The 25592-nt window shown below is 69.8% G+C and carries 19 protein-coding genes and 1 pseudogene; 15 read left to right on the top strand and 5 right to left on the bottom strand.

The genetic code is table 11. The features are described 5' to 3' along the window. The first annotated feature begins 12 nt into the window (after nucleotides 1–12). Entirely contained in the window at nucleotides 13–1524 is a 1512-nt protein-coding gene (gene gatB / locus OHT21_RS13230; protein WP_328768466.1) for an Asp-tRNA(Asn)/Glu-tRNA(Gln) amidotransferase subunit GatB, read from the top strand. A gap of 72 nt (nucleotides 1525–1596) precedes the next feature. On the opposite strand, the gene OHT21_RS13225 is transcribed toward gatB, so the two are convergent. Next, a complete protein-coding gene (locus tag OHT21_RS13225) occupies nucleotides 1597–1743 on the bottom strand; it encodes a hypothetical protein (protein WP_328768464.1) in 147 nt (48 codons plus the stop codon). A gap of 37 nt (nucleotides 1744–1780) precedes the next feature. On the opposite strand from OHT21_RS13225, the pseudogene OHT21_RS13220 reads away from it, so the two are divergent. From OHT21_RS13220 to OHT21_RS44655, 7 genes and pseudogenes are all read left to right on the top strand, one after another. Further along, a pseudogene (locus tag OHT21_RS13220) lies at nucleotides 1781–1966 on the top strand (phospholipase domain-containing protein); the annotation flags it as partial. A gap of 253 nt (nucleotides 1967–2219) precedes the next feature. After that, nucleotides 2220–4478, top strand: coding sequence for an MMPL family transporter (locus OHT21_RS13215; RefSeq protein WP_328768463.1), 2259 nt, complete (start codon nucleotides 2220–2222; stop codon nucleotides 4476–4478). Next, the gene (locus OHT21_RS13210) at nucleotides 4456–5031 is read left to right on the top strand and encodes a GNAT family N-acetyltransferase (protein WP_328768462.1); all 576 of its coding nucleotides are present in this window, start codon (nucleotides 4456–4458) and stop codon (nucleotides 5029–5031) included. The genes OHT21_RS13215 and OHT21_RS13210 overlap by 23 nt, the downstream gene beginning before the upstream one ends. Before the next feature lie 55 nt (nucleotides 5032–5086). Then, entirely contained in the window at nucleotides 5087–5671 is a 585-nt protein-coding gene (locus OHT21_RS13205) for a hypothetical protein (protein WP_328768461.1), read from the top strand. Between the two features lie 201 nt (nucleotides 5672–5872). Then, entirely contained in the window at nucleotides 5873–6055 is a 183-nt protein-coding gene (locus OHT21_RS13200) for a hypothetical protein (protein WP_328768460.1), read from the top strand. A gap of 274 nt (nucleotides 6056–6329) precedes the next feature. Further along, on the top strand, nucleotides 6330–9446 hold the full coding sequence (locus OHT21_RS13195) for a helix-turn-helix transcriptional regulator (protein WP_328768459.1): 3117 nt from the start codon (nucleotides 6330–6332) through the stop codon (nucleotides 9444–9446). A gap of 47 nt (nucleotides 9447–9493) precedes the next feature. Then, nucleotides 9494–9991, top strand: coding sequence for a DUF6191 domain-containing protein (locus tag OHT21_RS44655; RefSeq protein WP_443050631.1), 498 nt, complete (start codon nucleotides 9494–9496; stop codon nucleotides 9989–9991). A 32-nt stretch (nucleotides 9992–10023) separates the two neighbouring features. Here OHT21_RS44655 and OHT21_RS13185 read toward each other — a convergent pair whose 3' ends face one another. Continuing rightward, nucleotides 10024–11223, bottom strand: a complete 1200-nt coding sequence (locus OHT21_RS13185) for a PQQ-dependent sugar dehydrogenase (protein ID WP_328768458.1) — start codon at nucleotides 11221–11223, stop codon at nucleotides 10024–10026. Between the two features lie 216 nt (nucleotides 11224–11439). Next, a complete protein-coding gene (locus OHT21_RS13180; protein WP_328768457.1) occupies nucleotides 11440–12450 on the bottom strand; it encodes an aldo/keto reductase in 1011 nt (336 codons plus the stop codon). A 74-nt stretch (nucleotides 12451–12524) separates the two neighbouring features. Here OHT21_RS13180 and OHT21_RS13175 point away from each other — a divergent pair, with 74 nt between their 5' ends. From OHT21_RS13175 to serA, 6 genes are all read left to right on the top strand, one after another. Further along, a complete protein-coding gene (locus OHT21_RS13175) occupies nucleotides 12525–13466 on the top strand; it encodes a 2-hydroxyacid dehydrogenase (RefSeq protein ID WP_328768456.1) in 942 nt (313 codons plus the stop codon). Between the two features lie 411 nt (nucleotides 13467–13877). Next, nucleotides 13878–16862: a putative bifunctional diguanylate cyclase/phosphodiesterase gene (locus OHT21_RS13170; protein ID WP_328768455.1), complete on the top strand. Its 2985-nt coding sequence runs from the start codon at nucleotides 13878–13880 to the stop codon at nucleotides 16860–16862. Between the two features lie 238 nt (nucleotides 16863–17100). Further along, the gene (locus tag OHT21_RS13165; RefSeq protein ID WP_328768454.1) at nucleotides 17101–18957 is read left to right on the top strand and encodes an acetolactate synthase large subunit; all 1857 of its coding nucleotides are present in this window, start codon (nucleotides 17101–17103) and stop codon (nucleotides 18955–18957) included. 47 nt (nucleotides 18958–19004) lie between these two features. After that, entirely contained in the window at nucleotides 19005–19529 is a 525-nt protein-coding gene (ilvN, locus tag OHT21_RS13160; protein ID WP_328768453.1) for an acetolactate synthase small subunit, read from the top strand. A 121-nt stretch (nucleotides 19530–19650) separates the two neighbouring features. Next, nucleotides 19651–20652 (top strand): ketol-acid reductoisomerase, encoded by a 1002-nt coding sequence (gene ilvC, locus OHT21_RS13155; protein WP_328768451.1) that lies wholly within the window; start codon nucleotides 19651–19653, stop codon nucleotides 20650–20652. Nucleotides 20653–20903: 251 nt separating this feature from the next. Further along, a complete protein-coding gene (serA, locus tag OHT21_RS13150; RefSeq protein WP_328768450.1) occupies nucleotides 20904–22505 on the top strand; it encodes a phosphoglycerate dehydrogenase in 1602 nt (533 codons plus the stop codon). A gap of 175 nt (nucleotides 22506–22680) precedes the next feature. On the opposite strand, the gene OHT21_RS13145 is transcribed toward serA, so the two are convergent. Beyond that, on the bottom strand, nucleotides 22681–24249 hold the full coding sequence (locus tag OHT21_RS13145) for an MFS transporter (RefSeq protein WP_328768448.1): 1569 nt from the start codon (nucleotides 24247–24249) through the stop codon (nucleotides 22681–22683). Nucleotides 24250–24346: 97 nt separating this feature from the next. On the opposite strand from OHT21_RS13145, the gene OHT21_RS13140 reads away from it, so the two are divergent. Beyond that, nucleotides 24347–24937 carry a TetR/AcrR family transcriptional regulator gene (locus tag OHT21_RS13140; protein ID WP_328768447.1) on the top strand — a complete coding sequence of 197 codons (591 nt, stop codon included), beginning with the start codon at nucleotides 24347–24349 and terminating at the stop codon, nucleotides 24935–24937. Here OHT21_RS13140 and OHT21_RS13135 read toward each other — a convergent pair. After that, nucleotides 24885–25586, bottom strand: coding sequence for a dipeptide/oligopeptide/nickel ABC transporter ATP-binding protein (locus OHT21_RS13135; protein WP_328768445.1), 702 nt, complete (start codon nucleotides 25584–25586; stop codon nucleotides 24885–24887). The two genes, OHT21_RS13140 and OHT21_RS13135, sit on opposite strands and share 53 nt — an antisense overlap. Between the last annotated feature and the right edge of the window lie 6 nt (nucleotides 25587–25592).

Here is a 25592-nt window from a genome sequence, read left to right as displayed (position 1 = left end):
GGAAGTTTCACCGTGACCACCACGATCGACCTGGTGTCGTACGAGGACGCGCTGGCGTCGTACGACCCCGTCATGGGCCTCGAGGTCCATGTCGAACTCGGCACCAAGACCAAGATGTTCTGCGGCTGTTCGACCGAACTGGGCGCCGAACCGAACTCGCAGACCTGCCCCGTCTGCCTCGGCCTGCCCGGCTCCCTCCCGGTCATGAACGCGACCGGTGTCGAGTCCGCGATCAAGATCGGTCTCGCGCTGAACTGCGAGATCGCCGAATGGTGCCGTTTCGCCCGGAAGAACTACTTCTATCCGGACATGCCGAAGAACTTCCAGACCTCCCAGTACGACGAGCCGATCGCCTTCAACGGCTATCTGGACGTCCAGTTGGAGGACGGCGAGGTCTTCCGTGTGGAGATCGAGCGCGCCCACATGGAGGAGGACACCGGCAAGTCCACCCACGTGGGCGGCGCGACGGGCCGTATCCACGGCGCCTCGCACTCCCTCCTCGACTACAACCGTGCCGGCATCCCGCTCATCGAGATCGTCACCAAGCCGATCGTCGGTGCCGGCGAGCGCGCTCCCGAGGTCGCCAAGGCGTACGTGGCCGAACTGCGTGAGCTCATCAAGGCGCTCGGCGTCTCCGAGGCCCGCATGGAGATGGGCCAGATGCGCTGCGACGTGAACCTCTCGCTGCGCCCGAACGGCACCGAGAAGTTCGGTACGCGCTCCGAGACGAAGAACGTCAACTCGCTGCGGTCGGTGGAGCGGGCCTGCCGGTACGAGATCCAGCGGCACGCCGCCGTCCTGAGCAGCGGCGGCACGATCATCCAGGAGACTCGCCACTTCCACGAGGACACGGGCTCCACGACCTCCGGGCGCGTGAAGGAAGAGGCGGAGGACTACCGCTACTTCCCCGAGCCGGACCTCGTCCCCGTCGCTCCGACCCGCGAGTGGGTCGAGGAGCTGCGGGCGGGCCTGCCCGAACTGCCTCGCGTACGCCGCAACCGGCTGCGTGAGGAGTGGGGGATCTCCGAGCACGACATGCAGTCGATCCTCAACGCGGGCGCGGTCGATCTGATCGCCGCCACGATCGAGGCGGGTGCCGACTCGGTCTCGGCCCGCAAGTGGTGGATGGGCGAACTGGCCCGGAACGCCAACGAGTCGGGGCGTCCGATCGACGAACTGCCGATCACGCCCGAGCAGGTGGCCCGGGTGACCTCGCTGGTCAAGGAGGGCTCCCTCAACGACAAGCTGGCCCGTCAGGTCATCGAAGGCGTTCTCGCGGGCGAAGGCACCCCGGACGAGGTCGTCGAGAAGCGCGGCCTGAAGGTCGTCTCGGACGAGGGCGCCCTCACGACCGCCGTCGACGAGGCCATCGCGGGCAACCCGGCCATCGCGGACAAGATCCGCGGCGGCAAGGTGGCAGCGGCGGGCGCCCTGGTGGGCGCGGTCATGAAGGCCACGCGGGGACAGGCCGACGCGGCGCGCGTCAAGGAACTGATCCTGGAGAAGCTGGGCGTCGAGGGCTGATCCCTCGGGAGCGTGTCTGAACGCCGGTGGGGCTGGAGCACTCCAGCCCCACCGGCGTTCGTCGTTCAGGGGTCAGGGGCGGCGGTTCGGCAGCCGCAGCGCCATCGGCAACGCCAGTGCCATCAGCCCCACCCCGCACAGCAACGTCGTACGGAACCCGTCCGTAGCCGTCAGCAGCAATGCCGTCAGCGCTGTGCCGACGGACGCGGCGATCTGCATGATGATGTTCAACGATGTGCTGCCGGCCGCCACTTCACTTGGTTACGCCGCCGCCGGTGACCGGAAGCTCACCGTGCAGCCGGGGCGAGCGGTGGCTTTCGCGCATGCCACGCGGGATGCCCACGGCTGGTACGACGTGGAAGTGACCGCGGCCGGGGACGCCGCCTTCCGGAGGCGGCTGATGGGGCATATCGAGAACGGGCGCGCGAGGGTGTCCGGCTGAGACACGCGACTGCCCGCCGCTGAAACGCGCGAGCGTATCCGGCAGCCATTCGCCGCGTGGGGCGGACGCCGGGAAATGCGAGCGGGTTCACATATGCGCGCTGTGAACTCGCTCGCATTTCTGTGAGTAAGTCCACGAAAACGGCTAACGATCTCTACGGCCTGCAAGAGTTGTCCACGTATTGCTCATGTGTTCTTTGCTCGGCGGTTCCCGGTAAAGATCCACAGTCCCCACCCCCACTGGGAGCTCGTTCGTGGCAGCACTCGCACGCTGGTGTGTCCGGCACCGCCTTCTTGTCGTTCTGCTCTGGGTCCTGGCGCTCGGTGGTACAACCGTCGCCGCAATGGCTGCCGGATCCGCCTACTCGAACGACTACAAGGTGCCCGGCACGGAATCCGGCCAGGCGGCCCAGCTGCTGAAGAAGAGCTTCCCGGACATGGGCGGGGACAGCGACACCATCGTCTGGCACACCGCCTCCGACGCGGGTTCCGTACGCGCCGCCGACGTCGAGCAGACGATGAAGGGCACCCTCGACAAGATCGAGGAACTGCCCGGCGTGGCCTCCGTGACCGACCCGTACGACAGCCAGGGCGCCGGGCGGATCAGCGCCGACGGGCACACCGCCTACGCCTCGGTCACCTTCGACGAGCAGTCCAAGGACATCGACAAGGCCCACGTCCAGGCGGTCGTGGACACCGCAAAGGACGCCGAGACGGACGGCCTCCGGGTCGAGCTGGGCGGTAACGCCATCGGGCTCACCGAGTCCTCGGGCGGCCATATCGCCGAGGTCGTCGGCGTGATCGTCGCCGCCGTGGTCCTCTTTCTCGCCTTCGGCTCGCTTGCCGCTTCGCTGCTGCCGATCGCCACGGCTCTGGTGAGCGTCGGCACGGCGTACGCGGGGATCGTGCTGCTCGGGCATTTCATGACCGTCGCCGACTTCGCGCCGATGCTCGGCATGCTGGTCGGCCTCGGCGTCGGGATCGACTACGCGCTGTTCATCGTGACCAGACACCGGCGCGGTCTGAAGCGCGGGCTGCCGGTCGAGGAGGCCGCGCGCAACGCGGTGGCCACCACCGGGCGCGCGGTCGTCTTCGCGGGCGCAACGGTGTGTATAGCCCTGCTCGGCATGCTCATCCTGCGGCTCAGCTTCCTGAACGGCGTGGCGATCGCCGCGTCCCTGACCGTGCTGCTCACGGTCGCCGCCTCCGTGACCCTGCTGCCCTCGCTGCTCTCCTTCATCGGTATGCGCGCCCTCAGCGGACGCGAGCGCCGGCACCTGGACGAGCACGGTCCCGAGCCGGAGATCCCCACCGGGCTCGCCGCCCGCTGGTCCGCCTTCGTCGAGCGGCACCCCAAGCTGCTCGGAGTCGTCGCCCTCGCCGTCATGACCGTGCTGGCGCTGCCCACCCTCGGTCTGCACCTCGGCACCTCGGACCAGGGCAACAACCCGGAGACCGCCACCACCCGCCAGGCGTACGACCTGCTGGCCGACGGCTTCGGCCCCGGCGTCAACGGCCCGCTGACCCTCGTCACCGAGGTCGACGGCGGCCAGGACCGGCTCGCCCTCGACAACCTCGACGAAACCCTCCGGTCCACCGAAGGTGTCGCCTCGGTGACCCCGGTGACGTACGACCAGGGTGGCGACACCGCGTACCTCACCGTCATCCCTGAGTCCTCGCCGCAGTCCGAGAAGACCAGCGACCTCGTCGACCGGCTGCGCACCGACGTACTGCCGCGGGCCGAGGCGGACACCTCGCTGGACCTGCACGTCGGCGGTGTCACGGCCGGCTACGACGACTTCGCCGAGGTCATCATCGGCAAGCTGCCCCTGTTCGTGGGCGTCGTGATCGGGCTCGGCTGCCTCCTGCTGCTGCTCGCCTTCCGCTCCATCGGCATACCCCTGAAGGCCGCCGCGATGAATGTCGCGGCCGTCGCCGCCGCCTTCGGCGTCGTCGTCGCGATCTTCCAGTGGGGCTGGGGAAGTGAGCTGCTGGGCCTCGGCAGCGCGGGCCCGATCGAACCCTTCCTGCCAGTGATCATGGTGTCCGTGCTCTTCGGGCTCTCCATGGACTATCAGGTCTTCCTGGTCAGCCGGATGTACGAGGAATGGCTGGAGACCGGCGACAACCGGCGAGCCGTCCGCGTCGGCCTCGCCGAGACCAGCCGCGTGATCAACTCCGCCGCCGTGATCATGATCTCGGTCTTCCTCGCCTTCGTGCTCAGCGGCGACCGCGTCATCGCGATGTTCGGCATCGCACTCGCCGCCGCGGTCGCGCTCGACGCCTTCGTACTGCGTACGCTCCTGGTGCCCGCCCTGATGCACATGCTCGGCGGCGCAAACTGGTGGCTGCCACGCTGGCTCGACCGCCGCCTGCCCCGCATCAGCATCGAACCGCCCGACTCCGGCCCTGCCATCCCCTCCCATGCGACGATTCCGGCTGCGCGCGACGGTGCACTGATGGACGTACTCGTGAAGGAGCGGCAGCAGGATGTACGCGATATCCCTGGGTGAGGACGGCGCCGAACTGCGACCCCTGGAGCCCTGGCACGCCGAGGAGTTCCTGGCGCACTTGGAGCGGGGACGAGAGTTCATCGGGCAGCACATCCCCTTCGGGGTGAACGCCACGGATGCCGGCTCCGCGCGCGAACTCCTCCAGTCGTACGCCGACAAGCGCGCCGCCGACACCGGCAGCCTGCACGGCGTGTGGCTGGACGGGAAGCTCGTCGGCGGTGTGCTGTTCCTGCACTTCGACGCCGAGCTGGGCACCTGCGAGGTCGGCTGCTGGCTGGAGCCGGCCGGCGCGGGACGCGGACTGGTCACCCGCGCCATGCGGATCCTCATCGACTGGGCGATCGACGAGCGCGGCATCCACCGGGTCGAGTGGCAGGCGTCCACCGCCAACGAACCGAGCCTCAACGTGGCGCGACGGCTGGGCATGAGCCGCGACGGCGTGCTCCGGGAGAGCTACCCGTACCGGGGCGTGCGCCAGGACATCGAGGTGTGGTCCGTGCTCGCACCGGAATGGCGTGACGCACGCGCGCGTGCAGCGCGCGACGATCACTAAGACGCCTCGGCGATCATTAAGACACTTCTCAGACAGCGTCCGTACGGTGCGGGGCATGGGATCCAAGACAGTTGACGAGGCCGGCACCCACACCGGCACCGACGCAAAGCGCGACGAGGAGGACGTGCAGCTCACGAAGGACGGCGACACCGCCGCGGACCAGGCCGACGCCGAGGTGTACCAGGACGACGAGCAGGAACATCTGGACTCCGGTGACAGCGCCGGTTCGGCCGCCGGAGGCTCCGGTGTGGGCCAGGGTGCCGCCGCCGTCGTCTCCGCCGGGCTCGGCATCGTGTCGCTGACCGGCAGCTGGGTCGGCACGGTGGCCTCCGCGCGACAGGAGATCACCGGCCAGCTCGAGATGCAGGCCGCGGGCAACGCGAGCGTCGCCACGCAGCTCCAGGCGCTCTACGGCGATGCCTGGCAGGCCACCGCTCTGTGGGGCGGGCTCTTCGCGGTGGCCGCACTGATCGTCGGCGTCGTGGTGCTCGTGCGGCCCGCGTTCGGGAACCCCGACCGCGTACAGGCCCCGTGGATCAAGTCGGTCGCCTGGGCGGGCGTCTCGCTCGGCGTCATCGGTCTGCTGCTGGCGGCCCTCAAGTACTCCGGCGTCCTGCTCTCCGTGCCCTCCGCCGGCTGAACCACCTACCGGGAAGCAGTCTGGAACACCGCACGTCCTGAGGGGCCTTAGGTCCGCCGCGAGCTTCTTACGGCGGACCTAAGGCCCCTCCCGTGCGCAAGATGCGGAACTCTCCCGATGCGACGCACCCCCTTGGGAGACGAAGGTTGAGGCATCGCACAGAGCGACACCCGAAACCGACTTCTTCATGAGGGGTACGAGATGTTCGCGTACGAGATCCAGCAGATCCGTTCCGCCGAGATGATCCGCGAGGCCGACAACTACCGGATGGTGCGCGAGGCCATCCGCGCCCGCCGTGCCGCCCGCCGATCGGCGAAGGACACCGAAGGGCGGGTGAATCGCCGGCCGTATCCACGCCGCCACCGCTTCGCACGCGCGGCGTGATCGCGGCGTGATGGCGCCCGGGGAAGGCGCCGGGAGCGCCAGCAGCGCGACCGGAAGTGCCAGCAGTGCGACCGGAAGTGCCAGCAGTGCGACCGGAAGTGCCAGCGGTGCGACCGGAAGTGCCAGCGGTGCCGGGAGTCCGGGGGGACTCCCGGCACCGCGCCGTACGGGGCTGCCGCCGCGCCGTGCAGGGCAGTTGGGGACGGGCGGGGCGCCGGCGCCGGGGGACGGGCGGGCGCCGTTAATCGCTGCCGCGTTGTCAGCGCCCTGTGCGATGCTCGGCGTTGTGGAGACCAGGTCTGTGAGTCCGGTTTTCGTCGGTCGCGCCGACGAGCTGGACGTGCTGAACGACGCGCTCGCCCGCGCTGCCGGTGGGGGTACCTCCCAGGCGTTCAGCACTGGGGGAGAGCCACAGGCGTTGCTGGTCGGCGGTGAGGCGGGCGTCGGAAAGACACGGCTCATCGAGGAGTTCGCCGGCGCGGCCGACCGCGAGGGCGCTGTCGTGGCGCTCGGCGGCTGCGTCGAGATCGGCGCCGACGGGCTGCCGTTCGCCCCCTTCTCCACCGCTCTGCGCGCCCTGCGCCGTCAACTGCCCGACGAGCTGGCCGCCGCCGCGGCCGGGCAGGAGGAGGAGCTGGCCCGGCTGCTGCCCGAGCTGGGCGACACCTCGCGGGGGCGGCACGACGAGGAGGGCATGGCCCGCCTCTTCGAACTCACCGTCCGCCTCCTGGAGCGCGTCGCCGCCGAGCACACGGTGGTCGTACTCCTGGAAGACCTGCACTGGGCCGACGCCTCGACCCGCCACCTCCTCGCCTACCTCTTCCGTACGCTCCGCAGCGGCCGCCTCGTCGTCATCGCCACCTATCGCGCCGACGACGTCCACCGCCGCCATCCGTTGCGTCCGCTGCTGGCCGAGCTGGACCGGCTGCGCACGGTCCGCCGTATCGAACTCGGCCGCTTCAGCCGCGCGGAAGTCGGCCGCCAGATCGCCGGAATCCTCGCTTCCGAGCCCGCCCCGACCCTGATCGACGAGATCTTCGAACGCTCCGACGGGAACGCCTTCTTCGTCGAGGAGCTCGCCGTGGCAGCGAACGAGGGCTGCCGCACCGGCCTCACCGACTCCCTCCGGGACCTGCTTCTGGTCCGGGTCGAGAGCCTGCCCGAGAGTTCCCAACGGGTCGCCCGGATCGTCGCGGAGGGAGGCTCCACCGTCGAGTACGCGCTGCTCGCCGCCGTGGCGCAGCTCTCCGAGGACGATCTCATCGAGGCGCTGCGGGCCGCCGTGGGCGCCAACCTTCTGCTCGCGACACCCGACGGGGACGGCTACCGCTTCCGCCACTCCCTGGTCCGCGAGGCCGTCGCCGACGACCTGCTGCCCGGCGAGCGCTCCCGCCTCAACCGGCGGTACGCCGAAGCGCTGGAGGCCGACCCGACGCTCGTACCCGCCGATGAGCGCGCCGCACGCCTGGCCAGCTACTGGTATCACGCCAACGACGCGGCCAAGGCGCTGCCCGCCGTGCTCGAAGCCTCCGTGGCGGCCCGCCGCCGGCACGCCCACTCGGAGCAACTGCGGCTCCTGGAGCGGGCGATGGAGCTGTGGGACAGCGCCCCCGACGCCGTGCGGGCCGAGTTGCGCCCCGTCGACTACACCGAGGCCTATCCGCCCTGCGGCTGCGCCCCGTCTCCTGCGTGCGGCTGCGACCCGGGGAATCAGCCGCTGACCTATCTCGACCTGATGGCCGAGGCGGCCGTCGCGGGCCGGTACTGCGGGGAGCGCGAGCGCGCTCTGAAGATCACCAAGCGGGCCCTTCATCTCCTGGAGGGTGAAGACGAGGCCCTGCGCGCCGCCTGGTTCTGGACCCAGCGCTCCCGACTGGTGCAGGCGCTGGGCCGCGGCGACGGCTGGAAGGAACTCGGCACCGCCGAGGAGCTGGTGAGAGGACTGCCGCCCTCGGAGGTGCACGCCGAGGTCCTGACGTCCGTCGCCAACTGGTCGATGCTCCACACCCCGGGGCCCGACGCACTGACGGACGCCGAACGTGCCGTGGAGTACGCACGCATGGTGGGCGCCCGCGAGATCGAGCTGAACGCGCGCCTCACTCTCGGCGGCCTCATGGTCGAATCGGGCGATATCGAGGCGGGTCTCGCCGAGTTGTACGAGGTCCGGAGACAGTCGGTCGAGATCGGGGCCGCCCGGGAGGTGGGCCGCAGTCATGTGAACCTGCCGTCCATTCTGGAAGGCATCGGCCGCTCCAAGGAGGCCGTCGGCATCCTGCGGGACGGTCTTGAACTCACCCGCAGAATGGGTTTGTTGGAGTCGGAGTCCTGGGTTTGGGACAACCTCTCGGAGTCTCTCTACTCCCAGGGCCAGTGGGACGAGGCCAGTGAGGCCGCGATGCATGCTCAGCACGCCCTCCCGAGCGCCAAGCCGCGCGGCGGCTCTTTCCTGCGCCTCGTCGACATCGCGCTCGCCCGCGGGCACCTCGCAGAGGCGGGCCGCCACCTGGCCGCCGCCCGCGACGCGTACGGCACCCATGACCCCACGCCGCAGAACTCCCTGCCGCTGGCCCGGCTCACACTTACTCTCGCCGCCGCCCAAGGCCGCCTCCCCGACGCCCGCGCCGAACTCGACCGCGCCCTGGAAACCGGCCTGCCACCCGGCACCCAGCGCTACGGCTGGCCGCTGCTCCTCGCCGCCGCCACCGCGGAGGCCGACGCCCGCGGTCTGCCCGCCGCCGAGCAGGGCCGCGCCGAACACATCGAGCGCATCCGGGAGAACGCCAAGCCGCTCGCCACGAACGTGCCGCTCTGGCATGCGTACGAGCGCTGGGTGCGCGCCGAACTGCTGCGCGCCGAGGACCGGGACACCCCGGCCGACTGGTCCGCCGCCGTCGCCGCCTTCGAGTCGCTGGAGCGCCCCTACGACCTGGCCCGCGTCCGCCACCGCCTCGCCGAGTCGCTGCTGGTCTCCGGCCCGGGCGACGACGACGCCCGAGACCGAGCCACCGAGCTTCTGCGCCTGGCCGGAGCCGTCGCCGACCACCTCCGCGCCCGCCCGCTCATCGAGTCCATCGCCCTGCTCGCCCAACGAGCCCGTCTCACCCTGACGCACACCCCGGGGGCCCCGGAGCGGTCGGCCCTCGCCCCCGCCGACCCGGCCGAGGCGCTCGGCCTCACCAGCCGCGAGCGCGACGTCCTGCGCCTGGTCGCCGCGGGCCGCAGCAACCGCCGCATAGCCGAGGAACTCTTCATCTCCCCGAAGACCGCCAGCGTCCACGTCTCCAACATCCTCGCCAAACTGAACGTCTCCGGCCGAGGCGAGGCAGCGGCCCTGGCCCACCGGCTACGGCTGTTCCCATCCGAGACACCCGCTGCTGAAGCAGCCGGCTGAGGCCTAGGCTGTAAGGACCCCGGGCCGAGGGAGGCGCCGTGTTCAACATGTTCGAGGAACTGTTCGCCCCCGGCCGCAAGCACACCCAGGACGAGCGCAACCGTCTCGAGATGACCCGCGAGGACGCCGGGGACAGCGACCCGGGGCGGGGGCCGATAGACCTCACGTCCGGCAAGGTCGTCGTACGGCTGCCTGGTCTGGCGCCGCCGGAACCCGGCGCCGGGATGCCCACGGAACCGGACGCTGGGTCGCCCGCGAAGCCGGAGGCCGGGATGCCCGCGGAACCCGACGCCGGGATGCCCACGGAACCGGACGCTGGGTCGCCCGCGAAGCCGGAGGCCGGGATGTCCCCGGAATCGGACGCCGGGATGTCCCCGGAAGCAGATGCCAGGGCGCCCGCGAAGCCGGAGGCCGGGGTGCCCACGGAAGCAGATGCCAGGGCGCCCGCGAAGCCGGAGACCGGAGTTCCCGCGGAACCGGACGCCCGAGGGCGCACGGAACCGGACGCCGGGGCGCCCGCGAAGCCGGACCCCGGCGGGGACTGAAGGTACCCGGAGCTTCGGAGCTGCACCCCCAGCTACGTCACCTCCAGCTCAAGAATCTTGTCGTCCCCGTCCTCCGGGGTGCCCCGGCCGTCCGTTTCGCTGGTGACCAGCCACAGCTTGTTCTCGCCTGCCGAGACCACCGTGCGCAGGCGGCCGTGCTCTTCCTCCAGGAAGGCCTGGGGGTCGGCCGCCCGCTCCGTGCCGTTCAGGGGGATGCGCCACAGGCGCTTGCCGCGCAGGCCCGCCATCCAGATGGAGCCCTCCGCGTAGGCGATGCCGCTGGGGGAGGCCTCGGCCACGCCCCACTGGGCGATCGGGTTGTGGTACTGGGAGTCGTCGGACTCGCCCTCGGCGTCCGGCCAGCCGTAGTTGTCGCCAGGCTCGATGTGGTTCAGCTCGTCCCAGGTCTGCTGGCCGAACTCGGAGGCCCACAGGCGCTTTTCGGAGTCCCAGGCCAGGCCCTGCACATTGCGGTGACCGTAGGAGTAGACGGCGTTGTCGAAGGGGTTGCCCGGAGCCGGCTCGCCGTCCGGGGTCAGGCGGAGGATCTTGCCGCCCGGGGAGCCCTTGTCCTGGGCCAGGTCAGGTTCGTACCGCTCGCCCGTGCCGGCGTAGAGCATCTTGTCCGGGCCGAAGGCGATCCGCCCGCCGTTGTGATTCGTGCCCTTCGGGATGCCCCTGAACACCGTGTCGGGAGCGCCCAGTTGTTCACCGGCCGGCTTCTCCGCGTCGTACAGCATGCGCACGATGCGGTTGTCGGACGCCGAGGTGAAGTACGCGTAGACCATGCGGTCCGAGGCGTACTCCGGTGAGAGGGCGAGCCCCATCAGGCCGCCCTCGCCGGCGGCGGCGACGCCCGGCACCGTGCCCACCTCGGTCTTCTTGCCGCTCTTCGTGTCGACCCGGGTGATCGTCCCCTCGTCGCGCGAGGACACCAGCAGGTCGCCTTCGGGCAGTGGCGCGAGGCCCCACGGCGTGTTCAGGCCCTCGGCGACGGTCCGCACGACCTTCACGGAGCCCTTCGCGGGCGGCGCCTCACCGGTCGCCTGCCCGCCGGGGGAGGACCCCGGTTCCGTACGACTCGGGGCGGCGTTCGCTCCGCCGTCCGACCCCCCTTCGTCGCCGGAAGAACAGCCGGCCGTCAGCAGGAGGGCGGCAGCGGCCAACACGGCCGTCACAGCTCGACGTTGCACGATCTGGATCCCTTCGACGCGGCAGGTTCTACTGTTCATACACCGCAACCGCCTCACAGGTTCCCGATCTCAGAACGCGAAATGCGACGAGATCCGGCCGGGCATCACGGCGAGACCTTTACGAGCCCTCCGCACCACCCTCGCTCATCAACCTGTGAGTCTGTGCTCGAGCTGTAAGCCCGTGCTGCCGTGACCTCATGCTGCCGTGACCCCGTGCTGCGTTCCGCTCAGGCCGCTCCACTCAGCCCGTCCCGCTCAGTCCCACGACCCCTTAGCCGCAGGCAGCTCCGCCACCTCCGCCAGATCCCGCGCCGACAGCCGCAGCCCCGCCGCCCCGGCGTTCTCGGCCGCCCACCGCTCCCGTTTCGCCCCCGGCACCGGCACCACATGCCGCCCCTGCGCGAGCACCCATGCGAGCGCCACCTGCGCCGGAGTGACCTCCGCACCGGTCTCCTCACCGATCCGCCGTGCGATACGGCGCAGACCGGCCACGATCGGCTGGTTCGCGGCCATCATCTCGGCGGTGAAGCGAGGATGCCGGGCGCGTACGTCATCGGGTTCGAAGCCCTCGCCGGGCGTGAGCGTGCCGGTCAGGAAGCCGTTGCCGAGCGGCATCGCGGCCAGGAAACCCACGCCGCGCGCCTCGCACCACGGCAGCAGCCCGTCGAGTGCCTCCGGCGACCACACCGACAACTCCGCCTCCACCGCGCTCACCGGGAAGACCTGCTGCACCCGCTCCAGCTGCCGGATCGTTCCGTCGTGCAGGTGTGCCCCCGAGCGACGGCCGGAGCGGGCGCCCACCGCGCACAGCCCGAGTGCCCGCACCTTCCCGGCCGTCACGAGCTCGGCCATGGCGCCCCAGGTTTCCTCGACCGGCACCTCGGGGTCGGCGCGATGCAGCTGGTACAAGTCGATGACGTCCGTCTGCAGCCGCCGCAGCGAGGCGTCGCAGGCCCGTTTCACATACCCGGGGCGGCCGTTGGCCACGATGTGCTGCTCACCGACCAGCAGCCCGCACTTGGTGGAGACGAACGCCTCCGGCCGCCGCTCCTTGAGGACCCGGCCCACCAGCAGCTCATTGGTGAAGGGCCCGTACATGTCGGCGGTGTCGAGGAGGCTGGAGCCCCGGTCGAGGGCCGTGTGCAGGGTCCGCAGCGACTCATCGCCCCGCTGCCGGGAAGCCGAGTACGCCCAGCTCATCGGCATGCAGCCGAGCCCGACAGCCCCCACATCGAGCGCCGCAGCCCCGATCGTCCTCCGCTCCACCTGGCCGTGCCTCCCTTTTCCGACCCCCAAAACTAACCTCTGGGTCTGTCAATGCTTGGCCTAGCCTCCTGAGCATGACTTCCGAAGTGTGGCTCCCGTTTGATCCAGCCGACCTCGACGGCCGCCCCGAAGGCCTCACCTACCGTTTCTGGGACGGTGAGCAGGACTTCCCCGCCGATCCCGCCGACTGCGCCTTCTATGTCGTGCCCTACATGAAGAGCAGCGAGATCTCGGTGCGTCCGATGGCCGAAATGACGTCCGTACGGGTCGTGCAGACGCTGTCGGCCGGAATCGACCACGTCCAGCCCGGTCTCGGACTGCTGCCTACAGGCGTGCAGTTGTGCAACGCGCGCGGGGTGCACGACGCCAGTACGGCCGAGCTCACACTGACGCTGATCCTCTCCTCGCTGCGGGGCATCCCCGAGTTCGTACGCGGGCAGGAGCGCGAGGAGTGGCGGTCGGGGTTCCGCCCCGCGCTCGCGGACAAGTCGGTGCTGATCGTGGGCTACGGCTCGGTCGGTGCCGCGATCGAGGACCGGCTCGCGCCCTTCGAGGTCGCGCGGGTGGCGCGCGTCGCGCGCTCCGCACGTGAGACGGAGCGCGGGCCCGTGCATCCGATCACCGCACTGCCCGAACTCCTCCCGGACGCCGATGTGGTGGTGCTCATCACCCCCCTCACCGAGCAGACCAGGGGCCTGGCGGGTGCCGATTTCCTGGCGCGGATGAAGGACGGCGCACTGCTCGTGAACGTCGCCCGTGGCGGCGTCGTCGACACGAAGGCGCTGCTCGCCGAGCTGGAAAGTGGCCGGATCCGAGCGGCACTTGACGTCACCGACCCCGAACCGCTGCCCAAGGGACACCCGTTGTGGCATGCGCCGGGAGTGCTCATCAGTCCGCATGTGGGGGGCCCGACATCCGCGTTCTTTCCGCGCGCCGAGCGGCTCCTGGTGGACCAGTTCCATCGTTTTGTGAACCGGGAGCCGATGCGGAACGTGGTCCTTACGACGGGCGCGTAGCCTCTGCGAACACCCTCCGCAGTCCCCTGACTGCGGTCGGTTCACGTATCACCGCTGGTCGTCACGGAGAGTAGAGGGACTATGTCCCTGAGTGACGAGACTGGTGTATCGTCCGGACAGGGGATGCGCCGCGCACCGGACGGCGCCGGGGACGAGACGTGGACTGTGAGGGGGGCGACGGGCGATGTACGGCCTATGGACCAACGATCCGACGCGGCGGGGCCGCCGACGGCGAACCTCCCACGCACCACACAGAAGTGGCCACAGCCGCCCTGATCACCGCAGGCACAGCGGTCGCAGGTGGCACGCACCCCCACCCACGAACCGGCTTCGCACGGCTCGGGCGGGGACACCACCATCGGCAGGCCGGGACCAAAGGGACTCGGGGGCGGCGCGGACCGGAGGGGCACAGTGAGCTCCCAGGGGGCGCTGCTGGCCCGCCGTCCCCTCACCGCCGACGGCACGAGCGTGGTCCCGCAGGTGGTGCTGGCCCTGGTGTGCGCGGCCTACACCCTCGGCTGCGCGTTCAGTTGGGGCTCGGGGACGCTGGCGTTGATCATGGGTGACTTCGGGCTGAGCGCGGCCGCCGCCGCAGCGGCCGTCTCCTGCTTCCTCGGCGCCCGGCGCGGGCGCAGCCGTTTTCGACCCGCCTGGCTGCTGTTCGCCCTCTCCTCCGCGATGACGGCGGCGGGCAACTTCGTCTGGGGCTGGTACGAGGTCGTCCTGTCCCGCCCGATACCCAGCCCCAGCTACGCCGACCTGTTCTTCCTGTGCTTCGCCCCACCGGCCATCGTGGGACTCCTCGTGTTCGCCAAACGGCCCGTGACCAAGTCCGGCTGGATCTGTCTGTCCCTGGACGCCTGGCTCATCGGCGGCTCGCTGCTCACGCTCTCTTGGAGCCTCGCCCTGGCCCAGGCGGCCAAGACCGGGGGACCGAGTGTCGCGCACACCGCGCTGTCGCTGGCGTACCCCCTGCTGGACATCGCCCTGATCAGCATGGTCCTCGCGCTGCACTTCAGGCGGACGCTCGTTCATCGGGCCGCGGTGAACACCGCCATAGGAGCTCTCGCGCTGACGGTGATGTGTGACGCGCTGTTCACCTCACCGCTGCTGCACGACGGCTACCGCTCGGGCCAGTTGCTCGACGCCGGCTGGTTCGCCGGTTCGCTGCTGCTCGCCTACGCCCCCTGGGTGGGGCACCGACAAGGACAGACGGACACGGAAGAAGAGGGGCACACGCGCGTGGTGTCCGGCTACGTGCCACGGCCCCGAACGGGACAAGCAGCACCCCTGCCGGAACAACCGGCCCAGGTGCCCCTCCAGGAAGGAGGTTCCAGTCGGCATCCGGCAGGCCGGCCCATCGCCGGTTCGCTCGCGGCACTCACGCCCTATCTGGCCGCGGCCGTCTGCACGTTGGGCATTCTCTACAACGTGCTCAACGGCCGCAGCGTCGACCGCGTGGTGCTCATCACCGGCGGCACGGTCGTCCTCGCCCTCGTCGTACGCCAGGGCATCATGCTGCTCGACAACATCACCCTCACCCAGGAACTGGCCCAGACGGAGAGCCACTTCCGCTCCCTGGTGCAGGGCTCCAGCGACGTCATCATGATCGCCACGCCGAACGGCATCCTCCACTACGTCAGCCCAGCCGCCTTCGGCGTCTACGGACGGCCCGCGGAGGAGCTCGTCGGGACCGAACTCGCCTCGCTCATCCACCCGGAGGACCTGGGCTGCGTGGTGCACGAAGTGCGCCGCTTCCTCGCCGCCAGCCCCCTCGAGGAACCCACTACGCGCATCGAATGCCGCTTCCGGTCCGGCGACGGCGGCTGGCTCAACGTCGAGTCGACCGTCAACCGGCACCACGGCGGCCTCATCCTCAACAGCCGTGACGTGACCGAACGGGTGCGCCTGCAGGCCCAGTTGCAGCACAACGCCGAGCACGACCCGCTCACCGACCTGCCCAACCGCGCCCTGTTCACCCGGCGCGTCCAGCAGGCCCTGTCCGGCCGCCGCTCCTCCGACCGGGGCACCGCCGTGCTCTTCATCGACCTCGACGGCTTCAAGGCTGTCAACGACACGATCGGGCACCAGGCAGGCGATGAACTGCTCGTCCAGGCCGCCCGCAGACTCCAGGAGGCGGTACGGCACGGGGACACGGCCGCCCGGCTCGGCGGCGACGAGTTCGCGGCCCTCATCGTCGGCGACGGCACCCGCGACCGCACCGCGCGCGAGCGGCACATCCTCGAGCTCGCCGACCGGCTCCGCGTCACCCTCTCGCAGCCGTACTCCATCGACGGCAACGATGTCCGGGTGGCCGCCTCCATCGGCGTCGCCTTCGCCGAACCGGGCCTGGGCGCGGGCGAGTTGCTGCGCAACGCCGACCTGGCGATGTACCGCGCCAAGGCCGCGGGCAAGGGCCGAGTCGAGCTGTACGCGCCACAGATGCAGCAGGACGTCGTACGGAAGGCGGAGCTCGCGACCCGGCTGCGGGCCGCGCTGCACGACGGCGAGTTCGCGCTGCTGCACCAGCCCGTGGTCTGTCTCGACACCGGCCGGATCACGACGGTCGTCGCGCAGGCGCGCTGGCGCTCGGCACAGGGCGCGCTGCTCACGCCCGCCGACTTCCTGCGCGTTTCCGAGGACAGCGACCGTACCGCCGAACTCGGCCGCTGGATGCTGGAGGAGGCCATCGAGCAGGCCGCCGAGCGCGGTGCCACCGGGCTCGCCGTGCCCGTCGCCGTCCGGATGAACGCCCGCCGGCTCCTCGACCGTTCGATGCCCCTCAGCTCCATCGAGGCCCTGCTGACCCGGCACGGCGTGGCCTCCGGCGCCCTGGTCATCGAACTGGCCGAGACGGATCCTCGGGTCTCGATGGACGAGCTGGAGCGCCGGCTGAGCGCGCTCAGGCGTCTCGGCGTCCGGATCGCCCTGGACGGCTTCGGCAGCGGCTACGCGACGATCACCGCGCTACGGCGCCTCCCCGTCGACGTACTGAAACTCGACCGCTCCCTGGTCGAGGGCGTCGTCGAGTCGGCCCGGCTGCACAAGATCACCAGTGGGCTGCTCCGGATCGCCGGTGATCTCGGACTGCAGTCGGTGGCTGACGGCGTGGACCGGCCCGAGCAGGCCGTCGCCCTACGCGACATGGGCTGCACCCATGGCCAGGGCATGGCGTTCTCCGAACCGCTCGACGAGGTCCGGCTGCGCCGCGCGCTGGCCTCCGGCCGTTACCCCCTGCCCGGCCACCAGGCCGAGCCGGTCCTCGTGAGCGGCTCGGTGGCCGGGGTTTACGCAGGTGGAGGCTCTGGTGCCTATACGGTCGGCGGCCCTTCGGGGGCGTACGCCACTGGGACGGCTCTCCGCTCACATAATGAGACTCCCGTCCCACCCACTTGACAGGCACAGTGTGCCGGGGAGAGGGTCTGTGCCATGCGCACCCGAATTCTCGTACTTGGAAAGCGCGTCGGCTGAGCTGGGAACGACCGGATCGATGAACCGGAACTTCCAGCGACCGCACCCGACGCGCTCCCCTCGCTTGCCTCACGGCACGAGGGGTTTTTTGTTGCACAGGCCCAGCCGTACAAGAGTCGTACACCGCACAAACCTCGCAAAAACCCTCAGCATCGAGAAGAGAATGCCGATGACCGAGCAGGCCACCGGGGCCCACCATCCGCAGCCGCGGCCCCGTTCCTCAGGGCAGCCGTCCGCGCCCGAGCACATGACGGGTGCGCAGTCCCTCATCCGTTCGCTCGAGGAGGTCGGCGCCGAGACGGTATTCGGCATTCCCGGCGGCACCATCCTTCCCGCGTACGACCCGATGATGGACTCCAAGAAGGTCCGTCACGTCCTGGTCCGTCACGAGCAGGGCGCCGGTCACGCGGCCACCGGCTACGCGCAGGCCACCGGCAAGGTCGGCGTGTGCATGGCGACGTCCGGCCCAGGCGCCACCAACCTCGTCACCCCGATCGCGGACGCGCACATGGACTCCGTGCCGCTGGTCGCGATCACCGGGCAGGTCGTGTCCAAGGCGATCGGTACGGACGCCTTCCAGGAGGCGGACATCGTCGGCATCACCATGCCGATCACCAAGCACAGCTTCCTGGTCACCAAGGCGGAGGACATTCCCCAGGCGATCGCGCAGGCGTTCCACATCGCCGCCTCCGGCCGCCCGGGACCGGTTCTGGTCGACATCCCCAAGGACGTCCTCCAGGCGAAGACGACCTTCAGCTGGCCGCCGGCCATGGACCTGCCCGGCTACCGCCCGGTGACCAAGCCGCACGCCAAGCAGATCCGCGAGGCCGCCAAGCTGATCACCGCCGCCAAGCGGCCCGTGCTGTATGTCGGCGGCGGCGTCATCAAGGCCGGCGCGACCGGCGAGCTGAGGGTCCTCGCAGAACTCACCGAAGCGCCCGTCACCACCACCCTGATGGCGCTCGGCGCATTCCCCGACAGCCACCCGCTGCACGTGGGAATGCCGGGCATGCACGGTTCGGTCACCGCCGTCACCGCGCTGCAGAAGGCCGACCTGATCGTCGCCCTCGGAGCCCGCTTCGACGACCGCGTCACCGGCAAGCTGGACAGCTTCGCCCCGTACGCCAAGATCGTCCACGCCGATATCGACCCGGCCGAGATCGGCAAGAACCGCGCCGCCGACGTGCCGATCGTCGGGGACGCCCGCGAGGTCATCGCCGACCTGGTCCAGGCCGTGCAGAAGGAGCACAGCGAGGGCAACACCGGCGACTACAGCGCCTGGTGGAAGGACCTCAGCCGCTGGCGCGACAACTACCCGCTCGGCTACGACCAGCCCGACGACGGCTCGCTCTCGCCGCAGCAGGTCATCGAGCGCATCGGCCAACTCGCCCCGGACGGCACGATCTTCACGGCGGGCGTCGGCCAGCACCAGATGTGGGCCGCGCACTTCATCGAGTACGACAAGCCCGCGACCTGGCTCAACTCCGGCGGCGCCGGAACCATGGGCTACGCGGTCCCGGCCGCCATGGGAGCCAAGGCGGGGCAGCCGGACCGCGCGGTCTGGGCGATCGACGGCGACGGCTGCTTCCAGATGACCAATCAGGAGCTCACCACCTGTGCCCTGAACAACATCCCGATCAAGGTCGCCATCATCAACAACGGCGCCCTCGGGATGGTCCGCCAGTGGCAGACCCTGTTCTACAACCAGCGCTACTCCAACACCGTGCTGCACTCCGGGCCAGAGGCCGACGGCAAGCAGCCGAGCGCCGGCACCCGCGTCCCCGACTTCGTGAAGCTGTCGGAGGCCATGGGCTGCCACGCGATCCGCTGCGAGTCCCCCGACGACCTGGACAAGGTCATCGAAGAGGCGAACTCCATCAACGACCGTCCGGTCGTCGTCGACTTCATCGTCCACGAGGACGCGATGGTCTGGCCGATGGTCGCCGCCGGCACCTCGAACGACACGATCATGGCCGCCCGGGACGTCCGCCCCGACTTCGGCGACAACGAAGACGACTGAGCGAGCGAGACCGCAGAGACGAGAACACAGAGAAGAGACACAGAGAAATGTCCAAGCACACGCTCTCGGTCCTGGTGGAGAACAAGCCCGGTGTCCTCGCCCGGATCACCGCCCTGTTCTCCCGCCGCGGCTTCAACATCGACTCGCTCGCCGTCGGCGTCACCGAGCACCCCGACATCTCCCGCATCACCATCGTGGTCAATGTCGAGGACCTGCCGCTCGAACAGGTCACCAAGCAGCTCAACAAGCTCGTCAACGTCCTGAAGATCGTCGAACTCGAGGCAGGCTCGGCCGTTCAGCGGGAACTCGTTCTGGTGAAGGTCCGCGCCGACAACGAGACGCGCTCCCAGATCGTCGAGATCGTCCAGCTGTTCCGCGCCAAGACCGTGGACGTCTCCCCGGAGGCCGTCACCATCGAGGCCACCGGCAGCAACGACAAGCTGTCCGCGATGCTCAAGATGCTCGAGCCGTACGGCATCAAGGAACTCGTCCAGTCCGGCACCATCGCCATCGGCCGCGGCGCGCGCTCGATCACGGACCGGTCGCTGCGCGCGCTGGACCGGTCGGCCTAAGACGCCAAACGGGCGGTCGGAACGCGTCCGACCGCCCGTATTCCGAGACCCCGAGACTTCGCTTCCGCCCCCCGTCATACGGTGGGACGCAACACCTGCACTCCCGAGGAGAGAACCCAAAGTGGCCGAGCTGTTCTACGACGCTGACGCCGACCTGTCCATCATCCAGGGCCGCAAGGTCGCGGTCATCGGCTACGGCAGCCAGGGCCACGCCCACGCGCTGTCGCTGCGCGACTCGGGTGTCGACGTCCGCGTCGGTCTGCACGAGGGCTCCAAGTCCAAGGCGAAGGCCGAGGAACAGGGGCTGCGCGTGGTGACGCCGTCGGAGGCCGCCGCCGAGGCCGACGTCATCATGATCCTGGTGCCGGACCCGATCCAGGCGCAGGTCTACGAGGAGTCCATCAAGGACAACCTCAAGGACGGCGACGCGCTCTTCTTCGGCCACGGCCTGAACATCCGCTTCGACTTCATCAAGCCCCCGGCGAACGTCGACGTCTGCATGGTCGCCCCCAAGGGCCCCGGCCACCTTGTGCGTCGTCAGTACGAGGAGGGCCGCGGCGTTCCGTGTATCGCGGCCGTCGAGCAGGACGCGTCCGGCAACGCTTTCGCGCTGGCCCTCTCGTACGCCAAGGGCATCGGCGGCACCCGCGCCGGTGTCATCAAGACGACCTTCACCGAGGAGACCGAGACCGACCTGTTCGGTGAGCAGGTCGTCCTGTGCGGTGGTACGGCCGCGCTGGTCAAGGCCGGTTTCGAGACGCTGACCGAGGCCGGCTACCAGCCGGAGATCGCGTACTTCGAGTGCCTGCACGAGCTGAAGCTGATCGTGGACCTCATGTACGAGGGCGGCCTGGACAAGATGCGCTGGTCGATCTCCGAGACCGCCGAGTGGGGCGACTACGTCACCGGCCCGCGGATCATCACGGACGCCACCAAGGCCGAGATGAAGAAGGTCCTCGCTGAGATCCAGGACGGTTCCTTCGCCCGCGAGTGGATGGCCGAGTACCACGGTGGCCTGAAGAAGTACAACGAGTACAAGAAGCAGGACTCCGAGTCCCTGCTGGAGACCACCGGCAAGGAGCTGCGCAAGCTCATGAGCTGGGTCAATGACGACGAGGCGTAAGCCTTAGGCACGGGGCCGCAGCGATTGGCTGCGGCCCCTTTGCCGAACCCCCGGTAACCGCTCGTCCACGGCGCGCAGCCACGGATGAGTGATCCTTCCGCGGAGGCGCAGGACAGCCCCCGCAGCCGCACTAGACTGCTGAGATACATACGCGTCAGGCCCACAACGTCGTGCGTCTTCCACGCGGCCACCACCCTCCACCGCCTGCGGCCGTCGGGACGGCCGTCCGCATTGGACCTGTGAGGACTCACGTGAGCACTGCTGCCAACGGCAAACCGGTCGTACTCATCGCTGAAGAGCTGTCGCCCGCGACCGTCGACGCCTTGGGCCCGGACTTCGAGATCAGGCACTGCAACGGAGCGGACCGAGCCGAACTGCTCCCGGCCATCGCCGAGGTCGACGCGATCCTGATCCGTTCCGCCACCAAGGTCGACGCCGAGGCCATCGCGGCCGCCGGCAAGCTCAAGGTCGTCGCACGAGCCGGCGTCGGCCTGGACAACGTCGACGTCTCGTCCGCCACCAAGGCCGGCGTGATGGTCGTCAACGCACCTACCTCCAACATCGTCACGGCCGCCGAACTCGCCTGCGGCCTGCTCCTGGCCACCGCGCGCAACATCCCGCAGGCCAACTCCGCGCTCAAGAACGGCGAGTGGAAGCGCTCCAAGTACACGGGCGTCGAGCTCGCCGAGAAGACCCTCGGTGTCGTCGGCCTCGGCCGCATCGGCGCGCTCGTCGCACAGCGCATGTCGGCCTTCGGCATGAAGGTCGTGGCGTACGACCCGTATGTGCAGCCCGCGCGGGCCGCACAGATGGGCGTGAAGGTCCTCTCCCTCGACGAGCTGCTCGAGGTCTCGGACTTCATCACCGTGCACCTGCCCAAGACCCCCGAGACCCTCGGCCTCATCGGCCACGACGCGCTGCACAAGGTCAAGCCGTCGGTGCGGATCGTGAACGCCGCGCGGGGCGGGATCGTCGACGAGGAGGCGCTGTACTCGGCGCTCAAGGAGGGCCGTGTCGCGGGCGCGGGCCTCGACGTGTACGCCAAGGAGCCCTGCACGGACTCCCCGCTCTTCCAGTTCGACCAGGTCGTCTGCACCCCGCACCTCGGCGCGTCCACCGACGAGGCCCAGGAGAAGGCGGGCATCGCGGTCGCGCGTTCCGTGCGGCTCGCGCTCGCTGGTGAGCTCGTCCCGGACGCCGTGAACGTCCAGGGCGGCGTCATCGCCGAGGACGTCAAGCCGGGCCTGCCGCTCGCCGAGAAGCTCGGCCGCATCTTCACCGCGCTCGCGGGCGAGGTCGCGGTCCGCCTCGACGTAGAGGTGTACGGCGAGATCACCCAGCACGACGTCAAGGTGCTCGAACTCTCCGCGCTGAAGGGCGTGTTCGAGGACGTCGTCGACGACACCGTGTCGTACGTCAACGCTCCGCTGTTCGCGCAGGAGCGGGGCGTCGAGGTGCGGCTGACCACCAGCTCGGAGTCGCCGGACCACCGCAATGTGGTGACTGTGCGCGGCACGCTCGGCGACGGCGAGGAGGTGTCGGTCTCCGGCACGCTGGCCGGACCGAAGCACCACCAGAAGATCGTCGCAGTGGGTGAGTACGACGTGGATCTCGCCCTCGCGGACCACATGGTCGTCTTCAAGTACGCCGACCGCCCCGGCGTCGTCGGCACCCTCGGCCGCATCCTCGGCGAGGCCGGCATCAACATCGCCGGCATGCAGGTCGCCCGTACGGACCTGGGCGGCGAGGCGCTGGCGATCCTTACGGTGGACGACACGGTTCCGCAGAACGTGCTCAATGAGCTTGCGGAAGAGATCGGGGCGACGTCGGCTCGGTCGGTGAACCTTGTGTGAGGTGACCGCCACCTGAGGGCTCCGCCCCCAGACCCCCCGTGTCGGCCTAGCGGCCTCGTCCTCAAACGCCGGACGGGCTGGAAGCGTGGTTCGCTGCGGGTCCGTCGTGGCTGGTCGCGCAGTTCCCCGCGCCCCTAAGAGGCCTGCGGCCTCCTTAGGGGCGCGGGGGAACGCCTTAGGCGAGAGCCTTCTCGGACTCGCACGCGTACTCCATGGCCTTCGCCTCACGGGCCCGTACCCGCCGCAGTGTCACCGATGCCAGGACCGCCGCCCCCAGCAGCAGCACCGTCGCGGCGATCGCTGCCGCCTGCATGCCGTTGGTGAAGGCCTCGCGGGCCGTCGTCACCAGGGCTTCGCCCGTACGGTCCGGTAGCTGCCGGGCCACGGCGAGTGCGCCGCCGAGCGTCTCGTGGGCCGGGGCGGGTGCCGAAGCCGGGATCTCGTGGCGGTACACGGCCGTTCCGATGGAGCCCAGGACCGCCATGCCCAGCGCGCCGCCGAACTCCGCACCCGTCTCCAGGACGGAGGAGGCGGTGCCGGACTTCTCGGCCGGTACGGTGCCCAGCGCCAGGTCCATCATCTGGGACATAACAGCGACGATCCCGGCGGCGATGACACCGGAACCGGCGAGCACCTGCCACAGCGAGTCCGTACCGGCCGCGGTCAGCATCCCGTAGCCGCAGGCCGCGACCAGGAAGCCACCGGCGACGACGAACGCCCGGTTCACGCCCCGCTGCACCAGCTGCGCGGAGAGCGGAGCGGCGACTCCGACCAGGACGGAGGGCAGCAGCCCCCACAACGCGGCCTCCATGGAGCTCTTGCCGAGCACGGACTGGAGGTACTGCGTGGTGAAGTACGCCGAGCCCATCATCCCGAACGCGGAGAGCAGGTTCAGCGAGACGGCGGGCGCGAAGCCGTGGCCGCGGAAGAGGGCAGGCGAGATCATCGGGGAGGCGATGGTGCGCTGGCGGTGGACGAAGAGCGCGGCGAAGAGCAGACCGACCGTCACCGACATCACGTACCGCACGTTCCAGCCCTCGGACGGGATCTCCTTGATGCCGTAGATCACCGGCAGCACGGCGGCCATGGACAGCGGCACGCTCAGCAGGTCGAAGCGGCCGGGTGCGGGGTTCTTCGACTCGGGCAGCAGGACGGGGCCGAGGATCAGCAGGAGCGCCATCGCGGGCAGGTTGACCAGGAAGACCGAGCCCCACCAGAAGTGCTCGACGAGTACGCCGCTCATCACCGAGCCGAGCGCGACGCCGGCCGTCATCACGCCCGACCACATCCCGATCGCCTTGGCGCGCTGCGCCGGGTCCGTGAACATCGTGCGGACCAGCGACAACGTCGACGGCATCAGCGTCGCTCCGCCGATGCCGAGGACCGCGCGGGCCGCGATCAGCGTCTCGGCGCTGTCCGCGTACGCGGCCATCAGCGAGGCCGCGCCGAACGCCCCGGCGCCGATCAGCAGCAGCCTGCGTCGGCCGATCCGGTCGCCGAGCGAGCCCATCGTCATCAGCAGGCCGGCCAGGACGAAGGCGTAGATGTCGAAGATCCACAGCTGCTGGGTGCCGCTCGGCTCCAGGTCCGCGCTGATCGCCGGTACGGCGAAGTAGAGGACGGAGACGTCCATGGACACCAGGAGCAGCGGCAGCATCAGAACGCCGAGAGCGGTCCATTCGCGGCGTCCAGCGCGAGGGGGTGCGGGGCCGGTGGTGTCGCTCGGGCTCTTCGGATTCGTCATGCCGAGCAATGTACGAGCGTCTTAAACGTTTGTCTAGTACGAGCGTTTAAAACGTGCGTATGGGACGCTTGTCTGTCCCGGCGGTAGGCTGACTCGCATGGGACACCGTGAGGATCTGCTCGAAGGCGCCAAGCGCTGCCTGCTGGCGAAGGGCTTCGTGCGCACGACGGCGCGCGACATCGTCAAGGAGTCGGGGACGAACCTGGCGTCGATCGGCTACCACTACGGGTCGAAGGACGCGCTGCTCGCGGAGGCGTACGTCTCGATCGTCGAGGGGGTCTCCGATGCCTTCGACGCGGGCGAGCACGTATCGACCGGCACCGCGCCCGGCTCGATCGAGCGGTTCCACGCGGTCTGGTCGAACATCATCGGCACGATGATGGAGCCCGGTTCGGCGTGGCGGCTCAGTATGGAGATCGTGGTGATGGGCGACAAGGTGCCCGAGGTGCGCGACCATCTGGCCAAGGCTCAGCGTCGCGGGGCGAGCGGCATCATCCCGTTGTTCATGGGGGGCCGGGAGGAGGACGTCTCGGAGGAGGACGTCAACACGCTGGGCAAGTTCTACAACGCCCTGCTGCTGGGGCTCGTCGCACAGTGGACCTTCGACCCCGAGACGGCGGCCGACGCGGACGAACTCACCGAGGGCTTGCGGCGATTGATCGCAGGGATTCCAGAGAAGTCGTCCTGACGAGGCGGCCGTCCCGCATCTCCGCGATGCGGTCGCAGAAGTGGCGTACGAGTGCCATGTCGTGGCAGATGAACAGGTAGCCCAGGCCCAGGCGTTCCTGCAGCTCGGCCAGGAGGTTCAGGACTCCCGCGCGCAGGGACGGGTCTAGGGCGGAGACCGGTTCGTCCAGGATCAGGAGCTTGGGATCGCAGGCCAACGCCCGGGCGATACCGGCGCGTTGGCACTGTCCGCCGGAGAGTTCGTGCGGGCGACGGTCGCCGTGGGACGGGTCCAGGCCGACCTGCTCCAGGAGCTCGGCTACACGGGCGGGGCCGGTCGTACGGTCCCAAGTCCCCTGTACGCGCAGGGGTTCCGCGATGGCGTCGCGGATGCGGTGGCGGGGGCTCAGCGATCCGTACGGGTCCTGGAAGACGGGTTGCATCGCCTGCCGCAGCGGTCGGAGCCGGCGGTCGTCCAGGGCCGTCAACTCCTGGCCGTCGAACCAGACTTCGCCGCTGTCGGGGCGGCGGAGTTGCAGCACGGCCATGGCGGTGGACGACTTGCCGCAGCCCGAGGGGCCGATGAGGCCGAGTGTCTCGCCGGGGGCGATGTCGAAGGACACGTGGTCGACGGTGGTACGGGGGCCGTGGCGGACCACGAGTTCTCGCACATCCAG

This window comes from Streptomyces sp. NBC_00286 (assembly GCF_036173125.1).
Classification (GTDB): Bacteria; Actinomycetota; Actinomycetes; order Streptomycetales; family Streptomycetaceae; genus Streptomyces.
Note: the sequence above shows the minus strand (reverse complement) of the source record. Positions and strands in the feature narration are given on the sequence as shown.

Bases quoted from the DNA above. Each gene is read 5' to 3' on its own strand.
- OHT21_RS13140 (WP_328768447.1), top strand. From the start codon at position 24,347: ATGGGACACCGTGAGGATCTGCTCGAAGGCGCCAAGCGCTGCCTGCTG.
- ilvN (WP_328768453.1), top strand. From the start codon at position 19,005: ATGTCCAAGCACACGCTCTCGGTCCTGGTGGAGAACAAGCCCGGTGTC.
- OHT21_RS13225 (WP_328768464.1), bottom strand. From the start codon at position 1,743: ATGCAGATCGCCGCGTCCGTCGGCACAGCGCTGACGGCATTGCTGCTG.
- OHT21_RS13210 (WP_328768462.1), top strand. From the start codon at position 4,456: ATGTACGCGATATCCCTGGGTGAGGACGGCGCCGAACTGCGACCCCTG.
- OHT21_RS13200 (WP_328768460.1), top strand. From the start codon at position 5,873: ATGTTCGCGTACGAGATCCAGCAGATCCGTTCCGCCGAGATGATCCGC.
- OHT21_RS13185 (WP_328768458.1), bottom strand. From the start codon at position 11,223: ATGAACAGTAGAACCTGCCGCGTCGAAGGGATCCAGATCGTGCAACGT.
- OHT21_RS13145 (WP_328768448.1), bottom strand. From the start codon at position 24,249: ATGACGAATCCGAAGAGCCCGAGCGACACCACCGGCCCCGCACCCCCT.
- OHT21_RS13165 (WP_328768454.1), top strand. From the start codon at position 17,101: ATGCCGATGACCGAGCAGGCCACCGGGGCCCACCATCCGCAGCCGCGG.
- OHT21_RS13175 (WP_328768456.1), top strand. From the start codon at position 12,525: ATGACTTCCGAAGTGTGGCTCCCGTTTGATCCAGCCGACCTCGACGGC.
- OHT21_RS13205 (WP_328768461.1), top strand. From the start codon at position 5,087: ATGGGATCCAAGACAGTTGACGAGGCCGGCACCCACACCGGCACCGAC.
- OHT21_RS13195 (WP_328768459.1), top strand. From the start codon at position 6,330: ATGCTCGGCGTTGTGGAGACCAGGTCTGTGAGTCCGGTTTTCGTCGGT.
- OHT21_RS44655 (WP_443050631.1), top strand. From the start codon at position 9,494: ATGTTCGAGGAACTGTTCGCCCCCGGCCGCAAGCACACCCAGGACGAG.